Genomic DNA, 21100 nt, shown 5'->3' on the forward strand with positions numbered 1-21100 from the left:
GCCTTCTCAGGCCTGGGGCTTGATGCCCGCGAGCACGATGTCGAGCATCCGCTCGGCCTGCTCCGGCTCGATGCCGGGCAGGGACGAGATGCTGCCGATCAGGCGCATCACGTCCATCAGCTCCAGGTCGGCGCGGACCGCGCCGGCCGCCTTGGCGGTGTCGATCAGCAGGCCGCCGGCGTCCTTGACGTTCATCTTGCAGGCTTTGAAGAACTCCGAGTCCTTGCCCAGGGCGCTGGTCAGCTCGTGGGCCAGGCTCTTCTTCGACACGTTGTACCCGACGAAGCTGCGCATCCAGGAGGCCAGCGCCTCGAACGGCGCGAGCTGCTCGTGGAACCCGTACGCCCGGTCGCAGACGGACTGGATCTCGTCCACGTAGACCGCCTCGAGCAGGGCACAGCGGTTCGGGAAGCGGCGGTACAGCGTCCCGATCCCGACCCCGGCCCGGCGGGCGATCTCCTCCAGCGAGGTGTCCGTCCCGGTCTCGGCGAACGCCTCGCGCGCGGCGGCGACCAGGAGGTCGTAGTTACGCCGGGCGTCGGCCCGGGTCGGCCGCAGATCGGGCAGCGGCGGCCGCTCGTGGGTCGTCGGAGCCGCTTGGGCGGGCGTGTTCATCGGACCTCCTCGCACCGATCTGAAGAATTCACTTGAAAAAGCGGAGGTGGCCTCCGTATCGTATCCGGAGGTGCACTCCACTTCCTCTGATCTCAACTCTAGCCCCTCCGGGGGAAGGAGCAAGTTCTCTCTTATGTCGGCTACCTCCGCTGCTCCCGCGCGACGACCAGGCGTCGTTCTCGCGGTGATCGTGATCACCCAGCTGATGGTGATCCTCGACGGCACCGTGGTGAACATCGCGATGCCCAAGATCCAGACCGCCCTCGACTTCAGCCCGGCCAACCTGTCCTGGGTGCAGAACGCGTACGCGCTGGCCTTCGGCGGTCTGCTGCTGCTCGGCGCCCGGGCCGGCGACCTGCTCGGCCGCCGCCGGGTCTTCATCACCGGCGTCAGCATCTTCACGCTCGCGTCCGCGCTCGGCGGTCTGGCTCCGACGGCTGAGCTGCTGCTCGCCGCTCGCGTCCTGCAGGGCATCGGTGGCGCGATCGCCGCTCCCGCCGCGCTCACTCTGTTGATGCTGACCTTCAAGGAGGGACCGGAGCGGATGAAGGCGCTCGGTCTCTACAGCCTGGTCTCGTCCGGCGGCGCCAGCATCGGCCTGGTGCTCGGCGGCATGCTGACCGACTGGGTCTCCTGGCGCTGGGGCCTGTTCATCAACATCCCGATCGGCATCGCGCTCGTGATCGCCGCGCGCCGGGTGCTCACCGAGACGCCGCGGGAGCAGGGCCGCTTCGACGTGGCCGGTGCGCTCACGTCGACGGTCGGCATCACCGCGCTGGTCTACGGGTTCATCCGCGTGGCCGAGGCGGGCTGGAGCTCGCCCGAGGTGCTCGCGTCGTTCGCGGTCGGGGTCGTGCTGCTGGTCGTCTTCGTCCTGGTCGAGCGCCGGGTCAGCCACCCGATCGTGCCGCTGCGGATGTTCAAGAACGCCGACCGGGTGGCGTCGTACCTGACCATGCTGCTGGTGGTCGGCACGATGTTCGGGATGTTCTTCTTCCTCACGCAGTACCTGCAGGGGGTGCTGAAGTTCAGCCCGCTGGCCGCCGGTCTGGCGTTCCTGCCGATGACCGGTCTGCTGTTCGCGTCGTCACGGATCGTGCCGCGGCTGACCGGCCGGGTCGACAACGGGCTGATGATGATCGCCGGTTCGGTGTCGGTCACGGCCGGCATGCTCTGGCTGACCCGGATCACCGTGGACAGCAGCTACCTCGGTGGTGTGGTCGGGCCGCTGATCCTGTTCGGCGCGGGCGCCGGTCTGATCTTCATCCCGCTGACCGGGCGCGCGCTGTCCGGCGTACCGGCTGAGGACGCTGGAGCGGCTTCGGGTCTGCTCAACGTCCTGCAGCAGGTCGGTGGCGCACTCGGCCTGGGCATCCTGGTCACCGTCTTCGGTACGGCGAGCCGCAACGCGACCCCGTCGTCGACGAACCCGGCCGACGCGGCCCGCGAGATCCTCACCGACGGCGTGCACGCCGCGTTCATCGGCTCAGCCGTGTACGCCGGGCTGACGCTGCTGGTGATCGTGCTCGGCGTCCGCCCGTGGGTCCGCAAGAAGGCAGTCCGCCCGGAGACCGCAACCGAGCCGTCCGCAGTCGAGCCGGTGGCTGTCGACTCGCACTTCTGATCCACCACCCACCCCAGCCGGCGTCCCGGACCCGACGCATACCTGTTCCTTCACACCCCCTGAAACAGGAGGTGTGGAGGAACGGGGATGGGGAGGGGCGCACACCTCTCCACCACTTCCGGCCGGTGCGGCCTCAGCCATCGCCGACCTTGTCGGCCGCATGGGCGCCTCGCTCGCCACCGCTCTGTTCTTTGGTTGTTGTACTGCGGGTGACGTTGGCTTCAGTTGATCGGTAGGCGGTGGGTGACCCAGGTGTTCTTGTTCGTGTAGCCGAGCCGTTCGTACAGACCGAGAGCACCGGTGGGGTTGTCCGCGTCGACGCCGAGCGACGCGCGCTGGAACCCTGCGGCCGCCGCTTCGGCCATCACCTTGGCCAGCACGAGCGCGGCCAGGCCGCGACCACGATGGGACCGCTTGGTGCCGACCTGACCGATGTACACCTCGCGGATCCCCGTCACCTCGGTGTCGGCGACGTACTCGTAGCCGATCGTGTAGGCGACCACCTCGTCGCCGTCGAGAACCAGGTACGCGAGCTCGGGCCGGAACGCCCGGGCGCCGGTGAACCAGGTCTTCCAGCTCTCCGGGCTCTTCGGCGACGAACCCCAGTGGTCCAGGAACACCTCGTTGTGGGCGACCCGCAGCAGTTCGTCGTACGCCGGAGTGAAGGTGACCAGGCGCAGCCCCTCCGGCACCGGCGGCACCTCGACCGGCGTACCGAAGCTCCGCTCCATCGTGAAGAAGTACCGGCAGGGCTCGAAGCCGAGGCCTGCCAGCAGCTCCAGGGCGCTCGTGTTCGTGTCGATCGCGCCGGTGTTGATCTCACCCTCGGCGTCCGGCTGCCGCTCGTGATGCAGCTCGGTGGCGCGACGGATCAGCCACGGCACCAACGCACTGCCGACCCCGCGTCCACGCCACTCCGGATGGACCGTGCCCTCGGTGTGGACCCGGTGCACATCCACCACCTCGTCCGGCCCGCGGACGACGCCGTACCCGACCATCTGCTCGTCGGACCAGACACCAACCGTGTCGCGCGCCGCGTCGAGCTTCGGATCGGCCAGCTCCTCGATCAGGTCGTCGGCGTCGTAGTTCTCCCCCTCGGCGTCCACCTTCTCCTTGGCCGCCAGCAACTCGGCCCACGCGGCCGCGTCGTTCTTCTCGATCGGCCGGACGTCCAGCCCGGCCGGCCACCCCTCGTCGATACCCATCTGCCGACGGTAAGGCGCGAACGATGCCGCGGCACCTTAATTACCGGTCAACCCCGTGGTGGCTTCCTTGACCACCCCATAGCTCCTGAGCAATGCTCGACGAATGGATCACGCATTGTCGGCAGAGGACCGCAAGAAGCAACTGGTCCGGATCGGCCTGATGATGCTGCGCGAGCAGCCGATCCACGAACTGTCGATCGACGCGATCGTGAGTGAGGCGGGGATCTCCCGCAGCGTGCTGTTCCAGTACTTCCCGAGCAAGCACGACTACTACCTCGCGGTGATCTCCGCCGCCGGCCGTCGGTTGTTGCGGCTGACCAAGCCGGACGGGAGCCGACCGCGCGACGAGCAGCTGCGCGAGATGCTGCTCGCGTTCGTCGCCTTCATCAGCCGCCGGCGCCGCGCCTACATCTCGTTCGTCCGCGGTGCCGCCGGTGGTGACGACTACGCGGTCGAGGTCTACGCGCAGACCCGCGGCACGATGGCCGACCGGGTCCTGAACCTGCTCGACGTTCCCGAGGCGGACCGCGTTACCGGCGCTCAGGAGCGGATGCGGGTGCACGCCTGGTTCGCGTACGTCGAGGACCTGGCGATCGAGTGGTCCGGCCTGCCCGAGGGGGAGCGCGAGCTCACCGAGCAGGAGCTGGTCGCCCACGCCGTCGAGGCGCTGCAGACCCTCCGCAAGCTCTGACCGTCACATCGCGTCCGGGGCGGCCATGCCCAGCAGTGCCAGGCCGTCATGCAGTACGGCGCGAGTCGCGGCGCACAACGCCAACCGACTGGTCCGGGTCTCGCCCTCGCTGGTGAGGACCGGACAGGACTCGTAGAACGCGGACAGCGCGGTCGCGACGTCGTACAGGTAGGTGCAGAGCCGGTGCGGCTGCAGAGTCTCGGCGACCTGCAGGACGGCGTCGTCGAAGCCGGCCAGTAGGAGGGCCAGCCGCTGCTCGGCGGAGTCCTCGAGCACGGTGACCTTGCTGTCGGTGGTGCCGGCCTTGGTGAGGAGCCGGCTCAGCCGGGCGTGGGCGTACTGCAGGTACGGGCCGGTGTTGCCGGTCATCGCGACCATCCGGTCCAGGTCGAAGACGTAGTCGTTGGTCCGGTCGCTGGACAGGTCGGCGTACTTCACCGCGCCGATGCCGACCGCCCGCGCGACGGCGTCCCGGTCGATGCCTTCCCGATCCGCGAGCAGCGTGGCGGCCCGGGCGACCGCCGCGTCGAGCAGGGAGACCAGGTAGACCGTGCCGCCGTCCCGGGTCTTGAACGGCTTGCCGTCCGGACCGAGCACCGTGCCGAACGCGACGTGCTCGGCCTTCGTTGTCTCAGGCAACCAGTTGGCCGCCCGGGCGAGCGCGAAGATCTGCTGGAAGTGCAGCGACTGCCGGTGGTCGACGACGTACACGATCCGGTCCGCGTGCAGGTCCCGGACCCGGTGCCGTACGGCGGCCAGATCGGTCGCGCTGTACCCGAAGCCGCCGTCGGACTTCCGCACGATCACCGGCAACGGCGACCCGTCGCGACCGGTGAACCCGTCGAGGAACGCGCACTGCGCGCCGTCGGACTCGGTCAGCAGCCCGGCCGCCTGGAGGTCGTCGACGATCGCGGGGAGGTCGGCGTTGTACGCGCTCTCGCCGACCACGTCGGCCTGCGTCAACGGCGACCCGAGCGACGCGTAGACCCGGTCGAACTCGGCCAGCGAGATGTCCACCAGTTGTTGCCAGATGCCCCTGGTCCCGGGGTCGCCGGACTGCAGTAGGACGACCCGCCGCCGGGAGAGGTCGGCGAACGCCGGGTCGCTGTCGAAGTGTCTCCGCGACCGCTGGTAGAGCTGCTGCATGTCCTCCAGGTCGAGCTCGTCGGCCGGCGTGCCTTCGTCGAGGAGCTGCTCGACCATCATCCCGAACTGGGTGCCCCAGTCCCCGACGTGGTTCTGCCGTACGACGTCGTACCCGGCGTACTGCAGAACGTTGCACAGGGCATCGCCGATCACCGTCGACCGGAGATGCCCGACGTGCATCTGCTTGGCGACGTTGGGCTGCGAGTAGTCGACGACCACGGTCTGCCCGTTGCCCGGCAGGCCCTTGGCGAGGTCGTTCACCCCCGCCGCCAACGTGCTCGGCAACAGAGTCAGATTGATGAAGCCCGCACCCGCGACTTCAAGTGTGCACAGGTCGTCCACCTCGGCCTGTGCGACCAGTTGCTCGGCGATCTGTCTCGGTGCTTGGCCGAGCTGCTTGGCCAGCCGCAGCGCAAGGCTGGTCTGGAAATGCCCGAACTCAGGCTTGGTCGCGGCCCGCAGTTCGGGATCGACCGTCAGGCCGAAGGCGGCGGAGGCGGCAGCGGTCAGCCGCGCGGACAGAACAGGAAGAACGGACATGAGAGGTCCTTGGAGAGACGAGGCACTGGAACAGGGCTGAGGTGTTCAGACAGTGCGTCGTCGTCGCAGGCCGAAGCGACCGCGCGCGGTCACCAGGCTCGTCGACATGCGGCCAGTATGCACTACGGCCGGTGCGCGGAGGGAGCAGGTTTCCGATCGGCCATCGGGATGATCGGCGGCAGTTCGGTCTCACCGAGGAACACCCGCCGTACGACGCGCTCGGCCGCGAGCCCGTCGTCGTACTCGCAGAACTTCTCCCGGAACAGCTGCCGGTGCTTGGCCGCCTCGGCCGCCGCGAACCGGCCGGTCTGCAGCGCCGAGAACAGCTCGTCGGCCGACCGCGCCACCAGCCCGGGCGGGAACGCGGTGATGTCGAAGTAGGTCCCGCGGGTGTTGTCGTAGGAGTCCAGGTCGTCGACCAGCAGCACGATCGGGCGGTCCAGGTTCGCGTAGTCGAAGCTGATCGACGAGTAGTCCGAGATCAGTACGTCGGCCGCCAGCATCAGGTCCTCGACCCGCGGGTGTTCGGACACGTCGACCACCCGGTCGGAGTGCACCTCGGGCGCACCCTTGGCCAGCGAGTAGTGGGTCCGGACCAGCACCCGCCCGTTCTCCCCGGCAGCCGTCGCCAGCCGATCCAGGTCGATGTGGATGCCGTCGCCACCGAGGTCGATCAGGCCGGCCGGCGTACGGACCGCGTCCTTCGCGTCCCGCCAGGTCGGCGCGTACAGGACGACCAGATTGGAGTCGTCGAAGCCGAACCCGGCCCGGATCGCCCGGACCTCGTCGAGCGTCGTGGTGAGCAGCCGGTCGTTGCGCGGGAACCCGGTCTCCAGCTCCTCGAAGTGCGACGGGTAGGTGCGCTCCCAGATCTCCGAGGAGTACCGGTTCGCGGAGATGTTGAAGTCCCACCGGTCGACCTGGCGCATCAGCTCGTCCAGGTCGAGGTCCTGGGCCGCCCGCGGGTACAGCCGCAGGTCGGTGCCCATCGTCTTCAGCGGCGTGCCGTGCTGGGTCTGCACGTGGACCTGCCCGTCCCGCTTGTCCAGCTCCTTCGGCAGGTTCATGTTGCTGACGAAGTACTTCGCCCGATGCACCAGCTTCTCGTACGCCGGGGAGCCGGCCACGACGTACTCGACACCCTCCGGGATCGCCTGGACGTGCTCGGCGTCGATCACCCAGACACCCCGCAACTGGGGGACCAGCTCGGCGGCCTTCTCGTAGATCGCCCGCGGGCTGCAGGCGTACTGCTTGAACCAGTAGGCGCCGTACAGCGCGAGGTTCGGGTCCGGGTCGCCGCGGTGCAGCAGCTTGCCGACCGCTTTGCGCGGACTCGGCACGTGCAGCACCTTCGAGCTCAGCTTCAGCGTCGAGTACGTCGCGTAGTCGTCGTGGATCAGCATCCAGCGTTTGAACCCGCGGCTGGTCCGGTCGGCGCCGTACCCCTCGGGCTTCCAGCGCTTGGCGAACCGGTGGGCGGAGTGGAAGAACTCGGCCCGGTCCTCCGGGTCCAGCCGCTCGGGCTTGGCCAGCACGGCCAGGATGTGGTCCAGCGACCGGTCGAACGCGAACTTGCGCCAGCCGGCCAGCTCCGGGTCGGAGGTGATGAACGCGTGCACCCGGTCGTACTGGTCGAAGATGTCGAACTGCCGACGGGTCCGGGTGGCGTGGATGTTCCCGCCGGTGCGGTGCTGCCGGTAGTGCACGACGACGCGGTCGAGGGTGGCGATCCGCTGGGCGGTCAGCATCGTCGAGTACGTCCAGGGCGCGTCCTCGTAGTACCCGGCGGTGAAGGCGAAGCCGTGCAGGGTGAGGAAGTCGCGCCGGCAGGCCTTGTTCCAGACCAGCTCGAGGAAGGTGAGGAAGACCGGGCGCTCGGCGGCGGTGAAGACGCCCTCGCCCTCGCGCGCGAACGCGTCGTGGCGCTGGTTGCGGACCACGCGGCCGTCCCAGAAGATCCGCTCGTAGTCGAAGATCACCAGGTCCGGGCGGCTGGTCGCGTCGATCCGCTCGGCCAGTGCCTGCAGCGAGCCGGGCGTGTAGAGGTCGTCGGCGTCCAGGAAGAGCACGTAGTCGCCGCGGCACTCCTTCAGCCCGGCGTTGCGGGTCGGTCCGAGCCCGATGTCCTCGGTCAGCGCGATCGCCCGCACCCGCGGGTCCGCTGCGGTGTACTCGGCCAGGATCCGGTCGGTGCCGTCGGAGCTGGCACCGTCCACCGCGATCACCTCGAAATCGGTGAACGACTGCCCGAGCACCGAGTCCAGGCACGGCCGCAGCCACGGTCGCACGTTGTGGCAGGGAACCACGATGCTGAACCGCGGAGCGGAGTCGGTGCTGCTGGCCATGGGAGGCCATCCTAGTGCCCCGTACCGGGCCTTCCGTTGCGCTAGCGGCGCCCAGGCACGCACCTCGAGGCAGCGCGAAAACGGCCACGATGGAAAGACATCGAGGCCGCTTCCGCGCCACCGCGATGCACGCACCTGAACACCGCTATCGCTAACGGAACGCCCGGCACGGGGCACTAGGGTCTAGGTCATGACTGCTGATGTCTTCGCGCCCCTGGCTGCTCTGGAGGGCGTCGGGTCCGCTGCCCGGGCGGCTCGGGACGCGGTCGACGTGCTGCTCCGGGACCGTGGTCTGCGGCGCGTCGGTTCCGACGCGACGGCGGAGGCTCTCCTCCGGGGAGCTCACGCATCGGCGACGCTGGCGGGTAGTCCGTCGACGCTGGAGGAGGTACGGCGGGGAGAGGGCGACGCGCTGGCAGCCGGTGCGGTGCGGATGACCGGTGAGCTGATGGGGCTGGCTCCGCAGGTCGACACTGCGCCGGTGCAGGTCTGGACCAGACTGCACCAGCTGGCGGCCGCCGATCTCGGCTCGGCAGACCAGTTGGGTCACCTGCGGACCAGTCGCGAGCCGCTGCCCGACGACATCCCCGGCCTGCCGCCGGCGCCGCCCGCCGACGTGATGTGGGAGCGGCTGAGCGGACTGGCCAAGGCGCTGACCACACCGACCACCGCGCCCGGGCTGGTCGTCGCGGCGATCGTGCACGCCGAGCTGGCGGTGCTGCGGCCGTTCCCGATGGCGAACGGACTGGTCGCCCGGGCGGCCGAGCGCTGCCTGTTAGTTGCCCGAGGCATCGATCAGGTGGCGGTCACGGTGCCGGAGGTCGGGCACCTCGAGCTCGGCGCGTCGTACCCGGGCGGACTGACCGACTACGCCGTACGCGGAGTGACCGGCGTCCAGAGCTGGCTGCTGCGCGAGTGCGAGGTCATCGCGCTGGCGGCGGAACGTTCACCGCTCAACAATCCAACCCAGTAAGGGTTTCCGGGCCGGACGTGCGAACGGCGCCCTCTCGCGAGAGCGCCGCCGCTGGCACGTCATTCTGGTTACCAGGCGTGCACCTTGTCTGCCGCCACAGGATCGAGCCTGGGTCGAGCTGCCCGGTTGGGATGGGCTGGTCGCCGCGTGGGTACCTGACTGCCGTGCAATTTTCTCTACCGGGACCGAAGTCCCTTTGCTGATTCCTTTGTACTCTCCAAACCCCTGTGGGGGAAGAGTTTGAGGGGTCTTGATCAAGTTGAGAAAGTTGATGTCACCTTCAGTTTTCGCCGCGGCGGGACCGCCGGCGGGCGGCGTACAGAAGAGCTCCGGCGGCCAGTCCGGCCCCCACGGCGGTCGCCGCGACAGCCGGACGGCGCGCCCGGTGGAGCCGTTTCGTCCGCTCCGCCAGGGCGACCGGCTCGCTGAAGTCGAGCACCGGCCAGCCGCGGCCGAGCGCCAGGCGGCGGAGGGCCTTGTCGGGGTTGACCGCGAACGGGTGGCCGACCGCGGCCAGCATCGGTTCGTCGGTGATCGAGTCGGAGTAGCCGTAGGAACCCTGCAGGTCATAGCCTTCCGCGGCCGCTAGCGCGGTGATCGCGGTCGCCTTGTGCGGGCCGTAGACGTACTCCTCGATCCCACCCGTGTACTTGCCGTCGGCAACTACCATCCGGGTGGCGATCACCCGGTCGGCGCCGAGCAGCTCGCCGATCGGCTCGACCACCTCGGCACCGGACGACGACACGATCACCACGTCCCGGCCGGCCGCGTGGTGCTGCTCGATCAGCGTCACCGCCTCGTCGTACACGATCGGCTCGACGATGTGGTGCAGCGTGTCGGCGACGATCGCCTGGACCGTCCGGACGTCCCAGCCTGTGCACATAGCGGACAGGTACTCGCGCATCCGCTCCATCTGGTCGTGGTCCGCGCCGCCGAGCAGGTAGACGAACTGGGCATAGGCGCTGCGCAGGACGGTGCGGCGGTTGATCAGGCCGCCGGCGTAGAACGGCTTCGAGAACGCCAGCGTGCTGGAGCGGGCGATGATCGTCTTGTCGAGGTCGAAGAAGGCGGCCGGCCGGTGCTCCATGGAGCGAGTTTAGGGGGCGATTTCTCGGGTTCGGCGAAACGCCGAGGGGCCCGGCCTTTCGTGTGGCCTGGTCTCCCGTTAGACTGTTGAGCAGTGTGACAGTGACACTGGTTCGAGAGCCCTGCCAAAGGGCTTCGGCGCCTGGTGGACACGATCTTGGTTGCAATAAAACTGAGATGTGTGGAGACCGGGATCGGGGGGTAGATACTCCTCGACAGTGGCAGACTGTCGCCTCCTGAACGGCCCCCGGCTCCTCCCCCCGAGCCCGTGGCCGAAGACGGCCCCCGGTCACCCCCCCGCCGGGGGCCGTCGCCTTTCCTGACGCAGGTGCTCCACGACTCTCAGATGCGGGCCGCGTCGATTTTGTTGCCGATTCTGTAAATTCTTCATTTTTTGTGAGCGTGAGAGCGTTCCCACTTTATGCAGGGTCTTGACATTGTAGTTGCCCCGTCACATTTTGTGTCTCATGACCCGCTCGCGAAGCCGCCGCCCCCTGGCCGCGATCATTCCCGCCGTCCTAATCGCCTCCGTCGGTCTGCTCCTGGTGCACGGCACCAGCTCGGCCGCGACCAACCTCGTCACCAACGGGACCTTCGAGACCGGCTCGCTGGCAGGCTGGTCCTGCTCCGCCGGGACCGGAGCCGCCGTCAGTGGCTCGGCCCGGACCGGCACCTACGCCCTCCAGGGCACTCCGACCTCCGGCGACACCGCCCGCTGCAGCCAGACCATCTCGGTCCGGCCCAGCTCGACCTACACCCTGTCCGCCTGGGTGAAGGGCTCGAACGTGTACCTGGGCTCCGACGGTGGGCCCAGCACCTGGACCACGAGCTCGACCTGGTCGCAGCTGACCACGACGTTCACCACCGGCGCCGGTGCGAGCACGGCGACCATCTACCTGCACGGCTGGTACGGCGTACCGGCGTACCAGGCGGACGACGTCGTGCTGGACGGACCGGGCGGGACCGGGCCGCCGCCGGACACGACCGCGCCGTCGACGCCGGGCGGCCTGACCGTCGGTAGCCCGACGTCGAGCTCGCTGCGGCTGAACTGGTCCGCCGCGACCGACGCTTCCGGTATCGACCACTACGAGGTGGTGCGGGGGAGCGAGGCCCCTGCGAGCGTGGGCAACGTGACCAGTTGGACGGCTACCGGGCTCAGCCCGAAGACCGGCTACAGCTTCAAGGTCCGGGCCTGCGACCCGTCCGGCAACTGCTCGCCGTACGGCGCCTCGGTCTCGGGGACGACGTCGGACGGGCCGACCGTGCCGCCGTCGTCGCTGCCGAAGCACATCCTCACCGGGTACTGGCAGAACTTCAACAACGGTGCCGCCGTCCAGCGGATCTCCGACGTACCCGCGGCGTACGACCTGATCGCGGTGGCCTTCGCCGACGCGGACGCCTCCCGTCCGGGCGGCATCACCTTCAACCTGGACAGCGCCGGGCTGAACGGTTACACCGTCGCCCAGTTCAAGGCCGACATCGCCGCGAAGAAGGCGGCCGGCAAGCGGGTCATCCTGTCGGTCGGCGGTGAGCGCGGGACCATCTCGGTCGCCAACGCGACCGCGGCGGCGAACTTCTCGTCGACCGCCCTGTCGGTGCTGCGCGAGTACGGCTTCGACGGGATCGACATCGACCTGGAGAACGGCGTCAACGCGCAGTACATGGGCCAGGCGCTGCGCAGCCTGCAGAGCCAGTTCGGCGCCGGGCTGATCATCGCGATGGCACCGCAGACGATCGACATGCAGTCGCCGTCGTTCGAGTACTTCAAGCTGGCGCTGGCGATCAAGGACATCCTGACCGTCGTCAACGTGCAGTACTACAACTCCGGCGCGATGAACGGCTGCAACGGACAGGTCTACTCCCAGGGCACGGTCGACTTCATCACCGCCCAGGCCTGCATCATGCTGCAGGGCGGCCTGCGGCCCGACCAGGTCGGACTCGGCCTGCCGGCGTCCACCCGCGGGGCCGGCAGCGGCTACGTCTCGCCGACCATCGTCAACAACGCGCTGGACTGCCTGACCAAGGGCACCAACTGCGGCAGCTTCAAGCCGAGCACCACTTGGCCGACGCTGCGCGGTGCGATGACCTGGTCGACCAACTGGGACGCCACCAACGGCAACCAGTTCTCCAACCAGGTCGGCGCGCACGTCCACTCGCTGCCCTGATGCACAGCTACCGCGCCGCTCCGGTGCTCGAGGCGCTCGGTGTCTGCTCGGAGGACGAGCAGCTCTACCGGGCGCTTCTGGCCCGGCCGGAATCCACTACCGCCGACCTGATGGGTTCGACGGGTTGGCCCGCTGCTCGCGTCACTCGGCACCTGAGGTCGTTGCTGAGCCTCGGCCTGGCGTCCCGTACGCCGGGCCGCCCGGCCCGCTACACCCCTGCCGTGCCGGAGGCAGCGGTCGAGCTCCTGGCGTTGCGGCGCCAGGCCGCGATCGTCGAGGCGCGGCTGGGCGCGTCGGTGCTCACCGCGGAGTTCCGTGCCGCGACGGAGTCCGGGCCGTTCACGGTGATCCATGGAGTGGAGGCGATCGCGCAGCGGTACCACCAGGCGCAGCAGGCCGCGCAGGCCGAGGTGGTGGTGCTCGACGCCGTACTGCCGCTGCCGGTGCGGGCTGCTGGTGGGGTGGTCTACCGGATGGTCTACGACATGGCGTTGCTGGTCGACCCGGCGTCGCTGGATGCGGCGCGGGCGGCCGGTACGTCGTGCCGCATGCTGCGCGACGTACCGCTGAAGCTGGTGGTCGTCGATCGGCGTGCTGGCCTGCTGCAGACGGGTGCCGACGTACTGGTCGAGCTGGGGCCGTCGTCGTTGCTGGACGGTTTGCTGCGGCTGTTCGAGCTGTTGTGGCAGCAGGCGACGCCGCTGGCCTTCGAGCCGTCCGACGGGCCGTTGTCGGCCGAGGACCAGCAGTTGCTGGCCTTGGCTGCGGCGGGGCTGACCGATCAGGCGATCGCGCGGCGGCTCGGCGTCGCGCAGCGGACGGTCGAGCGGCGGATGCAGCGGATCCTGAAGGCGCTCGACGCGACGACCCGGTTCCAGGCCGGGCTGCGGGCTGGGCAGAGGGGGCTGCTTACTCCGTGACGCTCTACTCGGTGACGTCTGCGACCGTCGCGTTGACGGCCTTGACCAGGGCCTCGGCGTCGACGGTCAGGCCGACGCCGTGGTCGCCGCCGCCGATCGAGATCGTCCCGGTGATTCGTTCGTCGGCGATCACCGGCCAGTCGTGCGTGCTGCCGAGCGGAGTGATCGTGCCGCGGACGTAGCCGGTCACCTCGAGGGCCGTGTCGGCGCTGGGCATCGAGATCCGGTTCACGCCGAGGAGGGTGCGCAGCTTCGGCCAGGCGATCTCGCGGTCGCCCGGTACCAGGACGAACCGGTAGTCGTCGTCGGCCAGCCGGACCACGATGGTCTTGATCAGCTTGGCCGGCTCGATCCCGCGGGCGGCCGCGGCCTCCTCGAGCGAGTTCACCCGGCCGTGCCGGGTCTCCTCGTAGGCGAGGCCGAGGGTGTCCGCCGCTTCTGTCGCTCGCGTCATGCTTCTAGCTTCTCACCCGGCTCGGCACCCGCCGGAGGGCCAGCGCCAGCAGCAGGGTGATGACGAACAGGGCCATGGCTTCTGCCGCCACTCCCGGCCAGGCCGCGTGAGTCCAGGCGGCTCCGGCGAGGCCACCGAACACCGACGAGCCCAGGTAGTAGGCGAACAGATAGAGGCTCGCCGCTTGCCCGGTCCCACCGCCGGTCGCGTGCGCCCGCGCGGCCACCCAACCGCTGGCGACACCGTGCACCGCGAAGAACCCGGCGGTCATCACCGCCAGGCCCAGCACGACCAGTGCGAGCTGGTGCGTCAGCGTGATCGCCACTCCGGCCAGCGTGACCAGACAGCCGATCGGGACGACTGCGCGCCGGCCGTAGGTGTCGGCCAGCCGTCCTGCGGTTGCCGACGATGCCGAGCCGACCAGGTAGACGACGAAGACCAGACTGGCGAGCCCAGGCCCGAGCTCGTACGGCGCTGCCGCCAGCCGGAAGCCGGTCGCGTTGTAGACGGCGACGAACGCGCCCATGGCCGTCGCCGCGATTGCGTAGAGCGCCAGAAGGGCCGGGTCCTTCAGCACCTTCCCGGTCTGACGCAGACTCGGTCGGGTCGCCGTGAAGTTACGGGACTCGGGCAGCAGCAGGATCAGCAGCACCGCGCAGGCGACTCCGAGTACGGCGATGCCGCCCAGCGCCGTACGCCATCCGCCCAGGTCGGCGAGGCCACCGGCGACCAGGCGACCGGTCATGCCACCGACCGCCGTACCGGCGACGTACAGGCCGCTGGCTCGGGCATGGCTGTCCTCGTGGACCTCTTCTCGGAGATAGGCCATCGCCACGGCGGGCAGCCCGGCGAGTGCGATGCCTTGGAGCCCTCTGAGCGCCAGCAGGGTCTGCCAGTTGGGCGCGAGTGCGCACAGGACTGCGATGGCCGAGGCTGCGATCACGGACCAACGCATGAGCTTCGTCCGGCCGAGCAGCTCCGAGGCTGGGCCGGCGATCAGGAGGGCGACTCCTAGGCCGAGTGTGGCCAAGGACACGCTGATCGCGCTCTGGCTGGGGGAGACGTCGAAGGCCGTCGCCAGCTCGGGGAGCAGCGCTTGGGTGCTGTAGAGCATGGCGAACGTGGCCAGGCCCGCGGCGAACAGGGCTGTGGAAAGTCTGCGATACCCCGGGGTGCCTGGGCGGTGGCCCGTCACCTTCATCGGGGTCTCCATGCTGTCGACGGTGCCAGACGTTCGGGCATACGTAAAATGTCTTGCTCGGCGGTAATCGATACGCTTTCTGCATGCATGTCGAAGATCTGCGCTGGTTCGTGGCGCTGGCCGAGGCCGAGCACTTGACCGCCGCGGCCGCCGCGCTGGGCACGAGTCAGCCGAACCTGTCGCGCTCGCTGCGCCGGGTCGAGGCGGCCTTCGGCGTCCCGTTGTTCGAGCGCGAGCACCGCGGCCTGCGGCTCAATCCGTACGGGCGGATCGTGCTGGAGGCAGCCCGGGCCGGTACGGCGGCGGTCGACGTCGCGCAGCAGCGGATCGACGCGCTGGTCGATCCCGACTCGGGCACGGTCCGGCTGACGTTCCTGCACTCGGTCGGGACCGGCGTCGTACCGGATCTGCTGAAGGCCTTCCGGGTGGTCGCTCCGACGATCCGCTTCGCGCTGCGCGAGCAGCCGTCGCACGACATCGTGCTCGACCTCTCCACGGGCGAGTCCGAACTGGCGATCACCGGACCTCGGCCGGATCCCACGGTGTTCGGCTGGCATCTGCTGCAGCGCCAGCGACTGTGTCTCTACGTTCCGCCGGGGCACGCGCTGGCCGGGCGGCAGCGCATCAACCTGGCCGAGGCGGCGGCCGAGCCGTTCGTCGGCATGCGGGCGGACTTCGGGTTCCGGCGGCTCACCGACGAGCTGTGCCGGGCCGCCGGGTTCACGCCGTCGGTGGCGTTCGAGTCGACCGACCTGACCACCGTCGACCGGCTGGTCGGCGCGGGTCTCGGCGTCGCCGTACTGCCTGGCGGGGCCGTCCGGGGGACGGAGAGCGGAGCGACGCCGGTGCCGTTGGCCGGCGTACGGGCTCGTCGGGACATCGGCCTTAGCTGGCGACTGCGCGGGACGCTCTCACCAGCCGCTGAGCGGTTCCGGGCGTTTGTCGAGGCTCAGCCGGCCAGCAACTTCGCCAGCTCGCCTGCGTGAGCCAGATGCGGGAAGTGGCCGCTGCCGGGGAGCACTGTGATCCTCACGCCCGGCTTGTTGGTCTCCAGCCACTGCCGGTACGGCGCGGGCGGCTCGGTGGCGGTCACGTAGTCGTAGGGCGCGTCGATCTTGTGCAGATCCGCTTCGCGCTTGGCCTCGAGTACGTCGGCCGGTGACTCCATCACCTCACGCCAGTAGCCGAGCAGCAGCTCCTGCGTCGGCCGGGTCGACGCGTGGATCAGATCCCGCGCCTCCGGCGGCAGCTGCTCGATGTCCATCCCGGCGAGCATCCGGTCCCACACCTCGCCGTACGCCGGGCTGTGCAGCGTCGGCTCGAGCTGGGCGAGCACATCCTTGAACGGGCCGACCAGCAGCGGCTGGTCCACGTTGACGACACCGGCGGTCGGGTACTTGCCGGCGTAGACCGTCGCCAGCGCGCCACCGATCGAGTGACCCACCAGGACCGGCTTGCGCAGCCCGGCCTCGACCACCGCTGCGTGCAGGACGTCGGCAACGTCACCGAGGTCGTACGACGGCTGCTTGGGGGAGTCCAGATGGCCGGGCAGATCGAAGGCGACGGTCCGCCGATCCGGGTCGAGCAATGCGAGCTCCTGGAGCATAGGAGCCCACTGGCGACGGTCGAAACCGAGCCCGTGCAGCAGTACCAGTGGCGGCCGTTCGTCCGTCGTACCAGCGCTGTCGGCGGCCAGGTCGCCGTAGTACCGCAGGTGGATCGTTTGCATGTCAATCAGCGTAGCCAGGCACCCCAGAGCTGCAGCTACGTGCAGAAGCGTTGCCTGGAGCTACCGCGGGTTGCCAGGCTGCCCGCATGAGACCGAGTCGACGACAGTTGTTCATAGCGGGTGCGGTGGTGGCGGGCTCGACCGTCGTGTCCGCGGAGACCGCCTTCGCCGGCGGGTACGGGTCGGGAGACATCGGCGACTGGCAGGGGCAGGGCAAGGCGATCGCGACGCCAGAACTCATCAATACAACGCTTCAGCGCGACGGGCTGTTCATGTTCGGTGACAGCATCTCGGTCCAGGACGGCAAGTCGCTGGCGACGCTGATCGCGACTCGGCTCAACGTGCCGCTGGCTGTACACAACTGGTCGGGCCGTCCGACGACGCCCGCCGTCGACGCCCTGGAGGCGTGGAAGACGACGTACGGGTTGCCGTCGCGGATCCTGATGGCGACGGGTACGAATGACATCTTTACGCCACCTGTCTTCGTCGCGCAGGTGGACCGGACGATGGCCCTGGTCGGACCCAGCCGGAAGGTGTTCTGGGTGAACGTCCACGCGTCCCGCAACGAGCTCGACGCTGCCACCCGGGTCGCGGACCAGCGCAACAGCGGCTGGATCAACCTGCAGCTGGCCGAGGCCCAGCTCCGGCACAGCAACCTTCGGGTCGTGCACTGGGCCGAGTTCCTGGCGAGCAAGATCTCGCGGCTGACGGCGTACCTGAAGACCGACGGCGTGCACACCACCGTCCCGCTCGGCCAGAACGCCCGCAACGAGCTGATCGTCCAGGGGATCGAAGCGGGCTGACCCAGACCCGGCCGGGTACACGGTCTCCCCAGATTGGAGCCCGGTCGTGACCGCCGCACCGGGGCAGAAGAGTGCCTCTCTCCTGCCCCGGTGCGTACCGGTCTGCTAGAACCCGGCGGTGATCCGGGTGAACTCCCAGTCCGGCTGCGCGATGCCGCTGCAGTGCGCGACCACACCGCCACCGGCGCAACCACGGTCCCGGTTGACCGACCAGAACGCGAGCCGGCCGAGGCCGTTGCTCTTGGCCCAGTTGGTGATGTTCTGCCAGGTCGCCGTGGTGGTCATCTCCTGCTGGTCGGACAGACCGTTCATGCCGGAGATGCCCTGGTGGGCGTAGGCCTGCGCGGTGGTCCAGCCGAAGACGGCCTTGAGCTTGTTGTTCAGGCCCTGCGACGCGCCGACCGTGTCGTTGTAGATGTTCGAGCTGCCGAAGTCGAACGGCATCAGCGTGAAGATGTCGATGTTCGCGCCGAGCGCCTGCGACCGCTCGATCAGCCGGTTACCGTAGTAGTTCGGGCCGGTGGTCGAGGTGCCGAAGGTCAGGATCGTCTGGATCCCGGGGTTGTTCTGCTTGACGATCTTCAGCGCGTTCAGGATCCGGTCCTGGACGACCTCGTTCTCGAACTCGTCGCTGTTCTCGATGTCGACGTCGACCGCCTTCAGGTTGTAGGCGTTGATCACCTGCTGGTAGGCGCCGGCCAGCGCTTCCGGCGTACTGCAGTTCGGGCCGAGCTTGTTGCCGCTCCAGCCGCCGATCGACGGGACGATGTCGCCACCGGCCGCGCGGATCTGGGCGATCGCGGTGGCGTCGGCACTGCCCTGCAGCGGACGGGCGCCGTCCCAGGCCGGGTTGCAGCCGCCGGACGACAGGATGAAGGCCATCGTGAACCACTTGATGCCGGTGGCGTTCATGACCGTGGTCGGGCTCGGCGGATTGCCCCAGCCCATGTAGAGGTACGGCGCTGCCCGGCGGGCCGGGTTCTCGGTGCCGCCACCGGTGGTGGTCTTGACGGAGATCGCGCCGCTCTTGGCGCCTTCACCGATGCTGTTGGACGCGCTGACCTGGTAGCTGTACGTCGTGTTCGCCGTCAGACCGGAGTCCGTGTACGACGTACCGCTGGGGCTGCCGACCTTCGTGCCGTTGCGGTAGACGTTGTAGCTCGTCGCGTCACCGGCCGCGGACCAGGAGAGGTTGATCGAGGTTGCTGACGGCGTACCGCTCAGTCCTGAGGGTGCACCGGGCACTGTGCCGCCACCACCGCCGCTGCACGAGCCGCCGTTGAGCCGGCAGGCTGCCAGACCGGGGAAGTTGCCGGGGCTGCCGTTGAAGCCGAAGGTGACGCTGGCCCCTGGTGCGAGCGGCCCGGCCCAGCTGGGCGGAGTGAACGTGTTGGTCTGGCCGCTGCTGGACCGCACGGCGTCCCAGGAGCTGCTGATCGAGTAGCCGGACGGGAAGTCCAGTGCGATCGACCAGGTGCTGAGCGGGCTGCCGGTGCCGTTGGTGACGGTCACCTTGCCCTCGAAGCCGCTGCCCCAGTCGGACACCTTGGTGAACGCGGCGGTGACCGGTGCGGCTTGGGCCGCCGGAGCGACGAGGAAGGACACGACGAGTGCTGCCGCGGCGGCGAGTGCCACCGAAAGACGTTTGGGTTTCATGATGCTCCTCAGACCTTTCCCCACAGCGCGGGGACGTTCGGGGGTTCCCAGCCGGCCAACGCGGTGTGGCCCTGGATGCAGCGGTAGGTGACGCCGTTGTACGAGACCAGCGAGCCGGTCGCGTACGCCGTACCCGGAGCCCACGGGGTCGCCGTCGGAGGCGTCGGGGTTGGGGTCGGGGTCGGCGTGGGAGTCGGCGTCGGGGTGGGAGTGGGCGTGGGCGTCGGGGTGGGAGTCGGCGTCGGGGTCGGCGTGGGCGTCGGGTTCGGGCCGCTGCAGCCGGGGGTGGACGCGTTGACGGCGTCGACGACGGCGTTGAAGAGCGTGACCTGCGGGTCGAGCGCCTCCATCGAGTACATCATCGCGCCGGCCAGCCCGTTGCAGTGCTGGTAGTCGGCCTTCGCCTTGATCGACTGGGCGTTGTCACCGGTCCAGAAGGTGCCGTTGCGGTAGAACCAGGACGCCTTCGTGGTGTCGTCGAAGAAGCTGTACGCCGGGTTGTCGACGAAGCCGGTGAGCTCCTTGTAGAAGGAGACGCCGGGGACGTTGCCGCTCGCAGCGCCGCCGTCGGCCGGGCCGGTCGCGGTCTGGTACTTGCCGTTCGCGGTGGCCGGTACGCCCTTCCATCCCCTGTAGTAGAAGGGATATCCGATCGTCAGCTTGTTCGCCGGGAACCCGCCGGGGATGCCGTACGCCGGGTCGCCGGTGGTCCACGCCTTCACCGCGCCGTCGACCGAGTACTTCGCCGTACCGGGCGGGATCGGCGTACTGGGGTCGTTCGGTGCCTGGTAGAGCGGGTCCTGGAAGTTGGTCGGCCCGGTGGCGTCCCAGCCACCGTGCATGTCGTACGTCATCACGTTGTTGTAGTCGAGGTACTGGCCGATCTTGTTCGTCTCGATGGTGGCGATCTTGTCCTGACCGGCCGGGGTGGCCGCGGTCAGCCACATCTTCTTCCCGACGCTGTTGCCGTAGGCATCGATCTGGTTGCGCAGCTCGGCCAGCAGCAGGGTGAAGTTCTGCTTGTCCGCGGCGCTGTAGTGGTTGCCGACGTGACCGTTCGGCGAACCGGGGTACTCCCAGTCGATGTCGATCCCGTCGAAGATCCCGGCCGCGCTGCCTGGGCCGCCGAAGCCGTCGACGACCGGCAGATTGCCCTTCAGGAACATGTCGACGCAGGAGCTGACGAAGGCCTTGCGCTTGGCGTCGGTGGAGGCCGCGTCGGAGAAGTACTTGGAGTACGTCCAGCCGCCGATCGAGATCAGGATCTTCAGGTTCGGGTGCTTGGCCTTCAGCTTCTTCAGCTGGTTGAAGTTGCCCTGGATCGGCTGGTTCCAGACGTCGCCGACGCCGTCGACGCTGATGTCGGCGCCGTAGGACTTGCCGTAGTCGGCGAACGCGTCACCGGCGCCGTCACCGGCGTTCGGGTTGGTCTCGTCCTGCGAGGCGGCCTTGTTCGCCATGAAGCAGGTGTGGCTGGTCGGGTGGACGTTGGCGAACGCGTAGTTGACGAAGTCCAGCTTCGCGGCCGCGCCGGTGGTGGACAGGGTCTTGGGGTAGAACGCGTTCGCGTAGATGCCCCACTGGGCGAAGTACGCCGTCTTCACGCCACCCGAGGTGGCCTGTGGTGCGGCTTGTGGAGCGGACGAGCCGGCTGGTGGGCCGGCGGTCGCCACCGAGATCCCCGCGGCGGCGATCAAGGCGGTGGCGGCGACTGTCGCCGTGCTGGCGAGTAGAGGCAGTCGAGGCATGGGCGGTCCTCCGGAGCTGAAGCAGTGCACGGTTGTCCAGCGGGAAGCATTTAGTTAAAGACGCTTCGAAAGGAACGGTAACTCTTGTCGGCCCGGCGGTCTCCGGCTCACGCTGGCGGGTTACCGCTGCTGACGGAAACCCGCCAAAGGGCCTTTGTCCACAGGGATTCCGTCACTGTCCGGAGGGGATGCGCTTTCA

General features: G+C 68.9%; 17 protein-coding genes. 7 read left to right on the forward strand and 10 right to left on the reverse strand.

Annotated elements, in window-relative coordinates; all coding sequences use genetic code 11:
• Positions 1–6: 6 nt before the first annotated feature.
• Positions 7–615, reverse strand: a complete 609-nt coding sequence (locus ACYVIO_RS09015) for a TetR/AcrR family transcriptional regulator (protein ID WP_460650197.1) — start codon at positions 613–615, stop codon at positions 7–9.
• A gap of 133 nt (positions 616–748) precedes the next feature.
• Between ACYVIO_RS09015 and ACYVIO_RS09020 the strand changes: the two genes are divergently transcribed.
• Positions 749–2239, forward strand: a complete 1491-nt coding sequence (locus ACYVIO_RS09020) for an MFS transporter (protein ID WP_460650198.1) — start codon at positions 749–751, stop codon at positions 2237–2239.
• Between the two features lie 221 nt (positions 2240–2460).
• On the opposite strand, the gene ACYVIO_RS09025 is transcribed toward ACYVIO_RS09020, so the two are convergent.
• Positions 2461–3444, reverse strand: a complete 984-nt coding sequence (locus ACYVIO_RS09025; RefSeq protein ID WP_460650199.1) for a GNAT family N-acetyltransferase — start codon at positions 3442–3444, stop codon at positions 2461–2463.
• Positions 3445–3547: 103 nt separating this feature from the next.
• Between ACYVIO_RS09025 and ACYVIO_RS09030 the strand changes: the two genes are divergently transcribed.
• Positions 3548–4135 (forward strand): TetR/AcrR family transcriptional regulator, encoded by a 588-nt coding sequence (locus tag ACYVIO_RS09030; protein WP_460650200.1) that lies wholly within the window; start codon positions 3548–3550, stop codon positions 4133–4135.
• 3 nt (positions 4136–4138) lie between these two features.
• Here the strand turns inward: ACYVIO_RS09030 and argS are convergent, their stop codons facing one another.
• Positions 4139–5821, reverse strand: coding sequence for an arginine--tRNA ligase (gene argS / locus ACYVIO_RS09035; protein WP_460650201.1), 1683 nt, complete (start codon positions 5819–5821; stop codon positions 4139–4141).
• A 122-nt stretch (positions 5822–5943) separates the two neighbouring features.
• Positions 5944–8166: a bifunctional glycosyltransferase/CDP-glycerol:glycerophosphate glycerophosphotransferase gene (locus ACYVIO_RS09040; RefSeq protein WP_460650202.1), complete on the reverse strand. Its 2223-nt coding sequence runs from the start codon at positions 8164–8166 to the stop codon at positions 5944–5946.
• Positions 8167–8356: 190 nt separating this feature from the next.
• On the opposite strand from ACYVIO_RS09040, the gene ACYVIO_RS09045 reads away from it, so the two are divergent.
• Positions 8357–9139 carry a Fic family protein gene (locus tag ACYVIO_RS09045; protein ID WP_460650203.1) on the forward strand — a complete coding sequence of 261 codons (783 nt, stop codon included), beginning with the start codon at positions 8357–8359 and terminating at the stop codon, positions 9137–9139.
• 280 nt (positions 9140–9419) lie between these two features.
• Here ACYVIO_RS09045 and ACYVIO_RS09050 read toward each other — a convergent pair whose 3' ends face one another.
• Positions 9420–10226: an HAD family hydrolase gene (locus ACYVIO_RS09050; RefSeq protein WP_460650204.1), complete on the reverse strand. Its 807-nt coding sequence runs from the start codon at positions 10224–10226 to the stop codon at positions 9420–9422.
• A 466-nt stretch (positions 10227–10692) separates the two neighbouring features.
• Here ACYVIO_RS09050 and ACYVIO_RS09055 point away from each other — a divergent pair, with 466 nt between their 5' ends.
• Both ACYVIO_RS09055 and ACYVIO_RS09060 read left to right on the forward strand, forming a co-directional pair.
• A complete protein-coding gene (locus tag ACYVIO_RS09055) occupies positions 10693–12390 on the forward strand; it encodes a chitinase (RefSeq protein WP_460650205.1) in 1698 nt (565 codons plus the stop codon).
• Positions 12390–13310: a TrmB family transcriptional regulator gene (locus ACYVIO_RS09060; protein WP_460650206.1), complete on the forward strand. Its 921-nt coding sequence runs from the start codon at positions 12390–12392 to the stop codon at positions 13308–13310. The genes ACYVIO_RS09055 and ACYVIO_RS09060 overlap by 1 nt, the downstream gene beginning before the upstream one ends.
• Before the next feature lie 4 nt (positions 13311–13314).
• Here ACYVIO_RS09060 and ACYVIO_RS09065 read toward each other — a convergent pair whose 3' ends face one another.
• Positions 13315–13764: an aminoacyl-tRNA deacylase gene (locus ACYVIO_RS09065; RefSeq protein ID WP_460650207.1), complete on the reverse strand. Its 450-nt coding sequence runs from the start codon at positions 13762–13764 to the stop codon at positions 13315–13317.
• Between the two features lie 4 nt (positions 13765–13768).
• On the reverse strand, positions 13769–14977 hold the full coding sequence (locus ACYVIO_RS09070) for an MFS transporter (protein ID WP_460650208.1): 1209 nt from the start codon (positions 14975–14977) through the stop codon (positions 13769–13771).
• A gap of 71 nt (positions 14978–15048) precedes the next feature.
• On the opposite strand from ACYVIO_RS09070, the gene ACYVIO_RS09075 reads away from it, so the two are divergent.
• Positions 15049–15951 carry a LysR family transcriptional regulator gene (locus ACYVIO_RS09075; RefSeq protein WP_460650209.1) on the forward strand — a complete coding sequence of 301 codons (903 nt, stop codon included), beginning with the start codon at positions 15049–15051 and terminating at the stop codon, positions 15949–15951.
• Here ACYVIO_RS09075 and ACYVIO_RS09080 read toward each other — a convergent pair.
• Positions 15915–16694, reverse strand: coding sequence for an alpha/beta fold hydrolase (locus tag ACYVIO_RS09080; protein ID WP_460650210.1), 780 nt, complete (start codon positions 16692–16694; stop codon positions 15915–15917). The genes ACYVIO_RS09075 and ACYVIO_RS09080 overlap by 37 nt on opposite strands.
• An 86-nt stretch (positions 16695–16780) precedes the next feature.
• On the opposite strand from ACYVIO_RS09080, the gene ACYVIO_RS09085 reads away from it, so the two are divergent.
• The gene (locus ACYVIO_RS09085) at positions 16781–17497 is read left to right on the forward strand and encodes an SGNH/GDSL hydrolase family protein (RefSeq protein ID WP_460650211.1); all 717 of its coding nucleotides are present in this window, start codon (positions 16781–16783) and stop codon (positions 17495–17497) included.
• A 105-nt stretch (positions 17498–17602) separates the two neighbouring features.
• Here the strand turns inward: ACYVIO_RS09085 and ACYVIO_RS09090 are convergent, their stop codons facing one another.
• Positions 17603–19153, reverse strand: coding sequence for a glycoside hydrolase family 18 protein (locus tag ACYVIO_RS09090; RefSeq protein WP_460650212.1), 1551 nt, complete (start codon positions 19151–19153; stop codon positions 17603–17605).
• A gap of 8 nt (positions 19154–19161) precedes the next feature.
• Complete coding sequence (locus ACYVIO_RS09095) at positions 19162–20901, reverse strand: glycosyl hydrolase family 18 protein (RefSeq protein WP_460650213.1); 1740 nt, start codon at positions 20899–20901, stop codon at positions 19162–19164.
• Between the last annotated feature and the right edge of the window lie 199 nt (positions 20902–21100).

It is taken from the genome of Kribbella endophytica (assembly GCF_054781295.1).

Excerpts from the sequence above, each read along its gene's own strand:
- ACYVIO_RS09015 (WP_460650197.1), bottom strand. The coding sequence starts at position 615 with ATGAACACGCCCGCCCAAGCGGCTCCGACGACCCACGAGCGGCCGCCG.
- ACYVIO_RS09020 (WP_460650198.1), top strand. The coding sequence starts at position 749 with ATGTCGGCTACCTCCGCTGCTCCCGCGCGACGACCAGGCGTCGTTCTC.
- ACYVIO_RS09025 (WP_460650199.1), bottom strand. The coding sequence starts at position 3,444 with ATGGGTATCGACGAGGGGTGGCCGGCCGGGCTGGACGTCCGGCCGATC.
- ACYVIO_RS09030 (WP_460650200.1), top strand. The coding sequence starts at position 3,548 with ATGGATCACGCATTGTCGGCAGAGGACCGCAAGAAGCAACTGGTCCGG.
- argS (WP_460650201.1), bottom strand. The coding sequence starts at position 5,821 with ATGTCCGTTCTTCCTGTTCTGTCCGCGCGGCTGACCGCTGCCGCCTCC.
- ACYVIO_RS09040 (WP_460650202.1), bottom strand. The coding sequence starts at position 8,166 with ATGGCCAGCAGCACCGACTCCGCTCCGCGGTTCAGCATCGTGGTTCCC.
- ACYVIO_RS09045 (WP_460650203.1), top strand. The coding sequence starts at position 8,357 with ATGACTGCTGATGTCTTCGCGCCCCTGGCTGCTCTGGAGGGCGTCGGG.
- ACYVIO_RS09050 (WP_460650204.1), bottom strand. The coding sequence starts at position 10,226 with ATGGAGCACCGGCCGGCCGCCTTCTTCGACCTCGACAAGACGATCATC.
- ACYVIO_RS09055 (WP_460650205.1), top strand. The coding sequence starts at position 10,693 with ATGACCCGCTCGCGAAGCCGCCGCCCCCTGGCCGCGATCATTCCCGCC.
- ACYVIO_RS09060 (WP_460650206.1), top strand. The coding sequence starts at position 12,390 with ATGCACAGCTACCGCGCCGCTCCGGTGCTCGAGGCGCTCGGTGTCTGC.
- ACYVIO_RS09065 (WP_460650207.1), bottom strand. The coding sequence starts at position 13,764 with ATGACGCGAGCGACAGAAGCGGCGGACACCCTCGGCCTCGCCTACGAG.
- ACYVIO_RS09070 (WP_460650208.1), bottom strand. The coding sequence starts at position 14,977 with ATGGAGACCCCGATGAAGGTGACGGGCCACCGCCCAGGCACCCCGGGG.
- ACYVIO_RS09075 (WP_460650209.1), top strand. The coding sequence starts at position 15,049 with ATGCATGTCGAAGATCTGCGCTGGTTCGTGGCGCTGGCCGAGGCCGAG.
- ACYVIO_RS09080 (WP_460650210.1), bottom strand. The coding sequence starts at position 16,694 with ATGCAAACGATCCACCTGCGGTACTACGGCGACCTGGCCGCCGACAGC.
- ACYVIO_RS09085 (WP_460650211.1), top strand. The coding sequence starts at position 16,781 with ATGAGACCGAGTCGACGACAGTTGTTCATAGCGGGTGCGGTGGTGGCG.
- ACYVIO_RS09090 (WP_460650212.1), bottom strand. The coding sequence starts at position 19,153 with ATGAAACCCAAACGTCTTTCGGTGGCACTCGCCGCCGCGGCAGCACTC.
- ACYVIO_RS09095 (WP_460650213.1), bottom strand. The coding sequence starts at position 20,901 with ATGCCTCGACTGCCTCTACTCGCCAGCACGGCGACAGTCGCCGCCACC.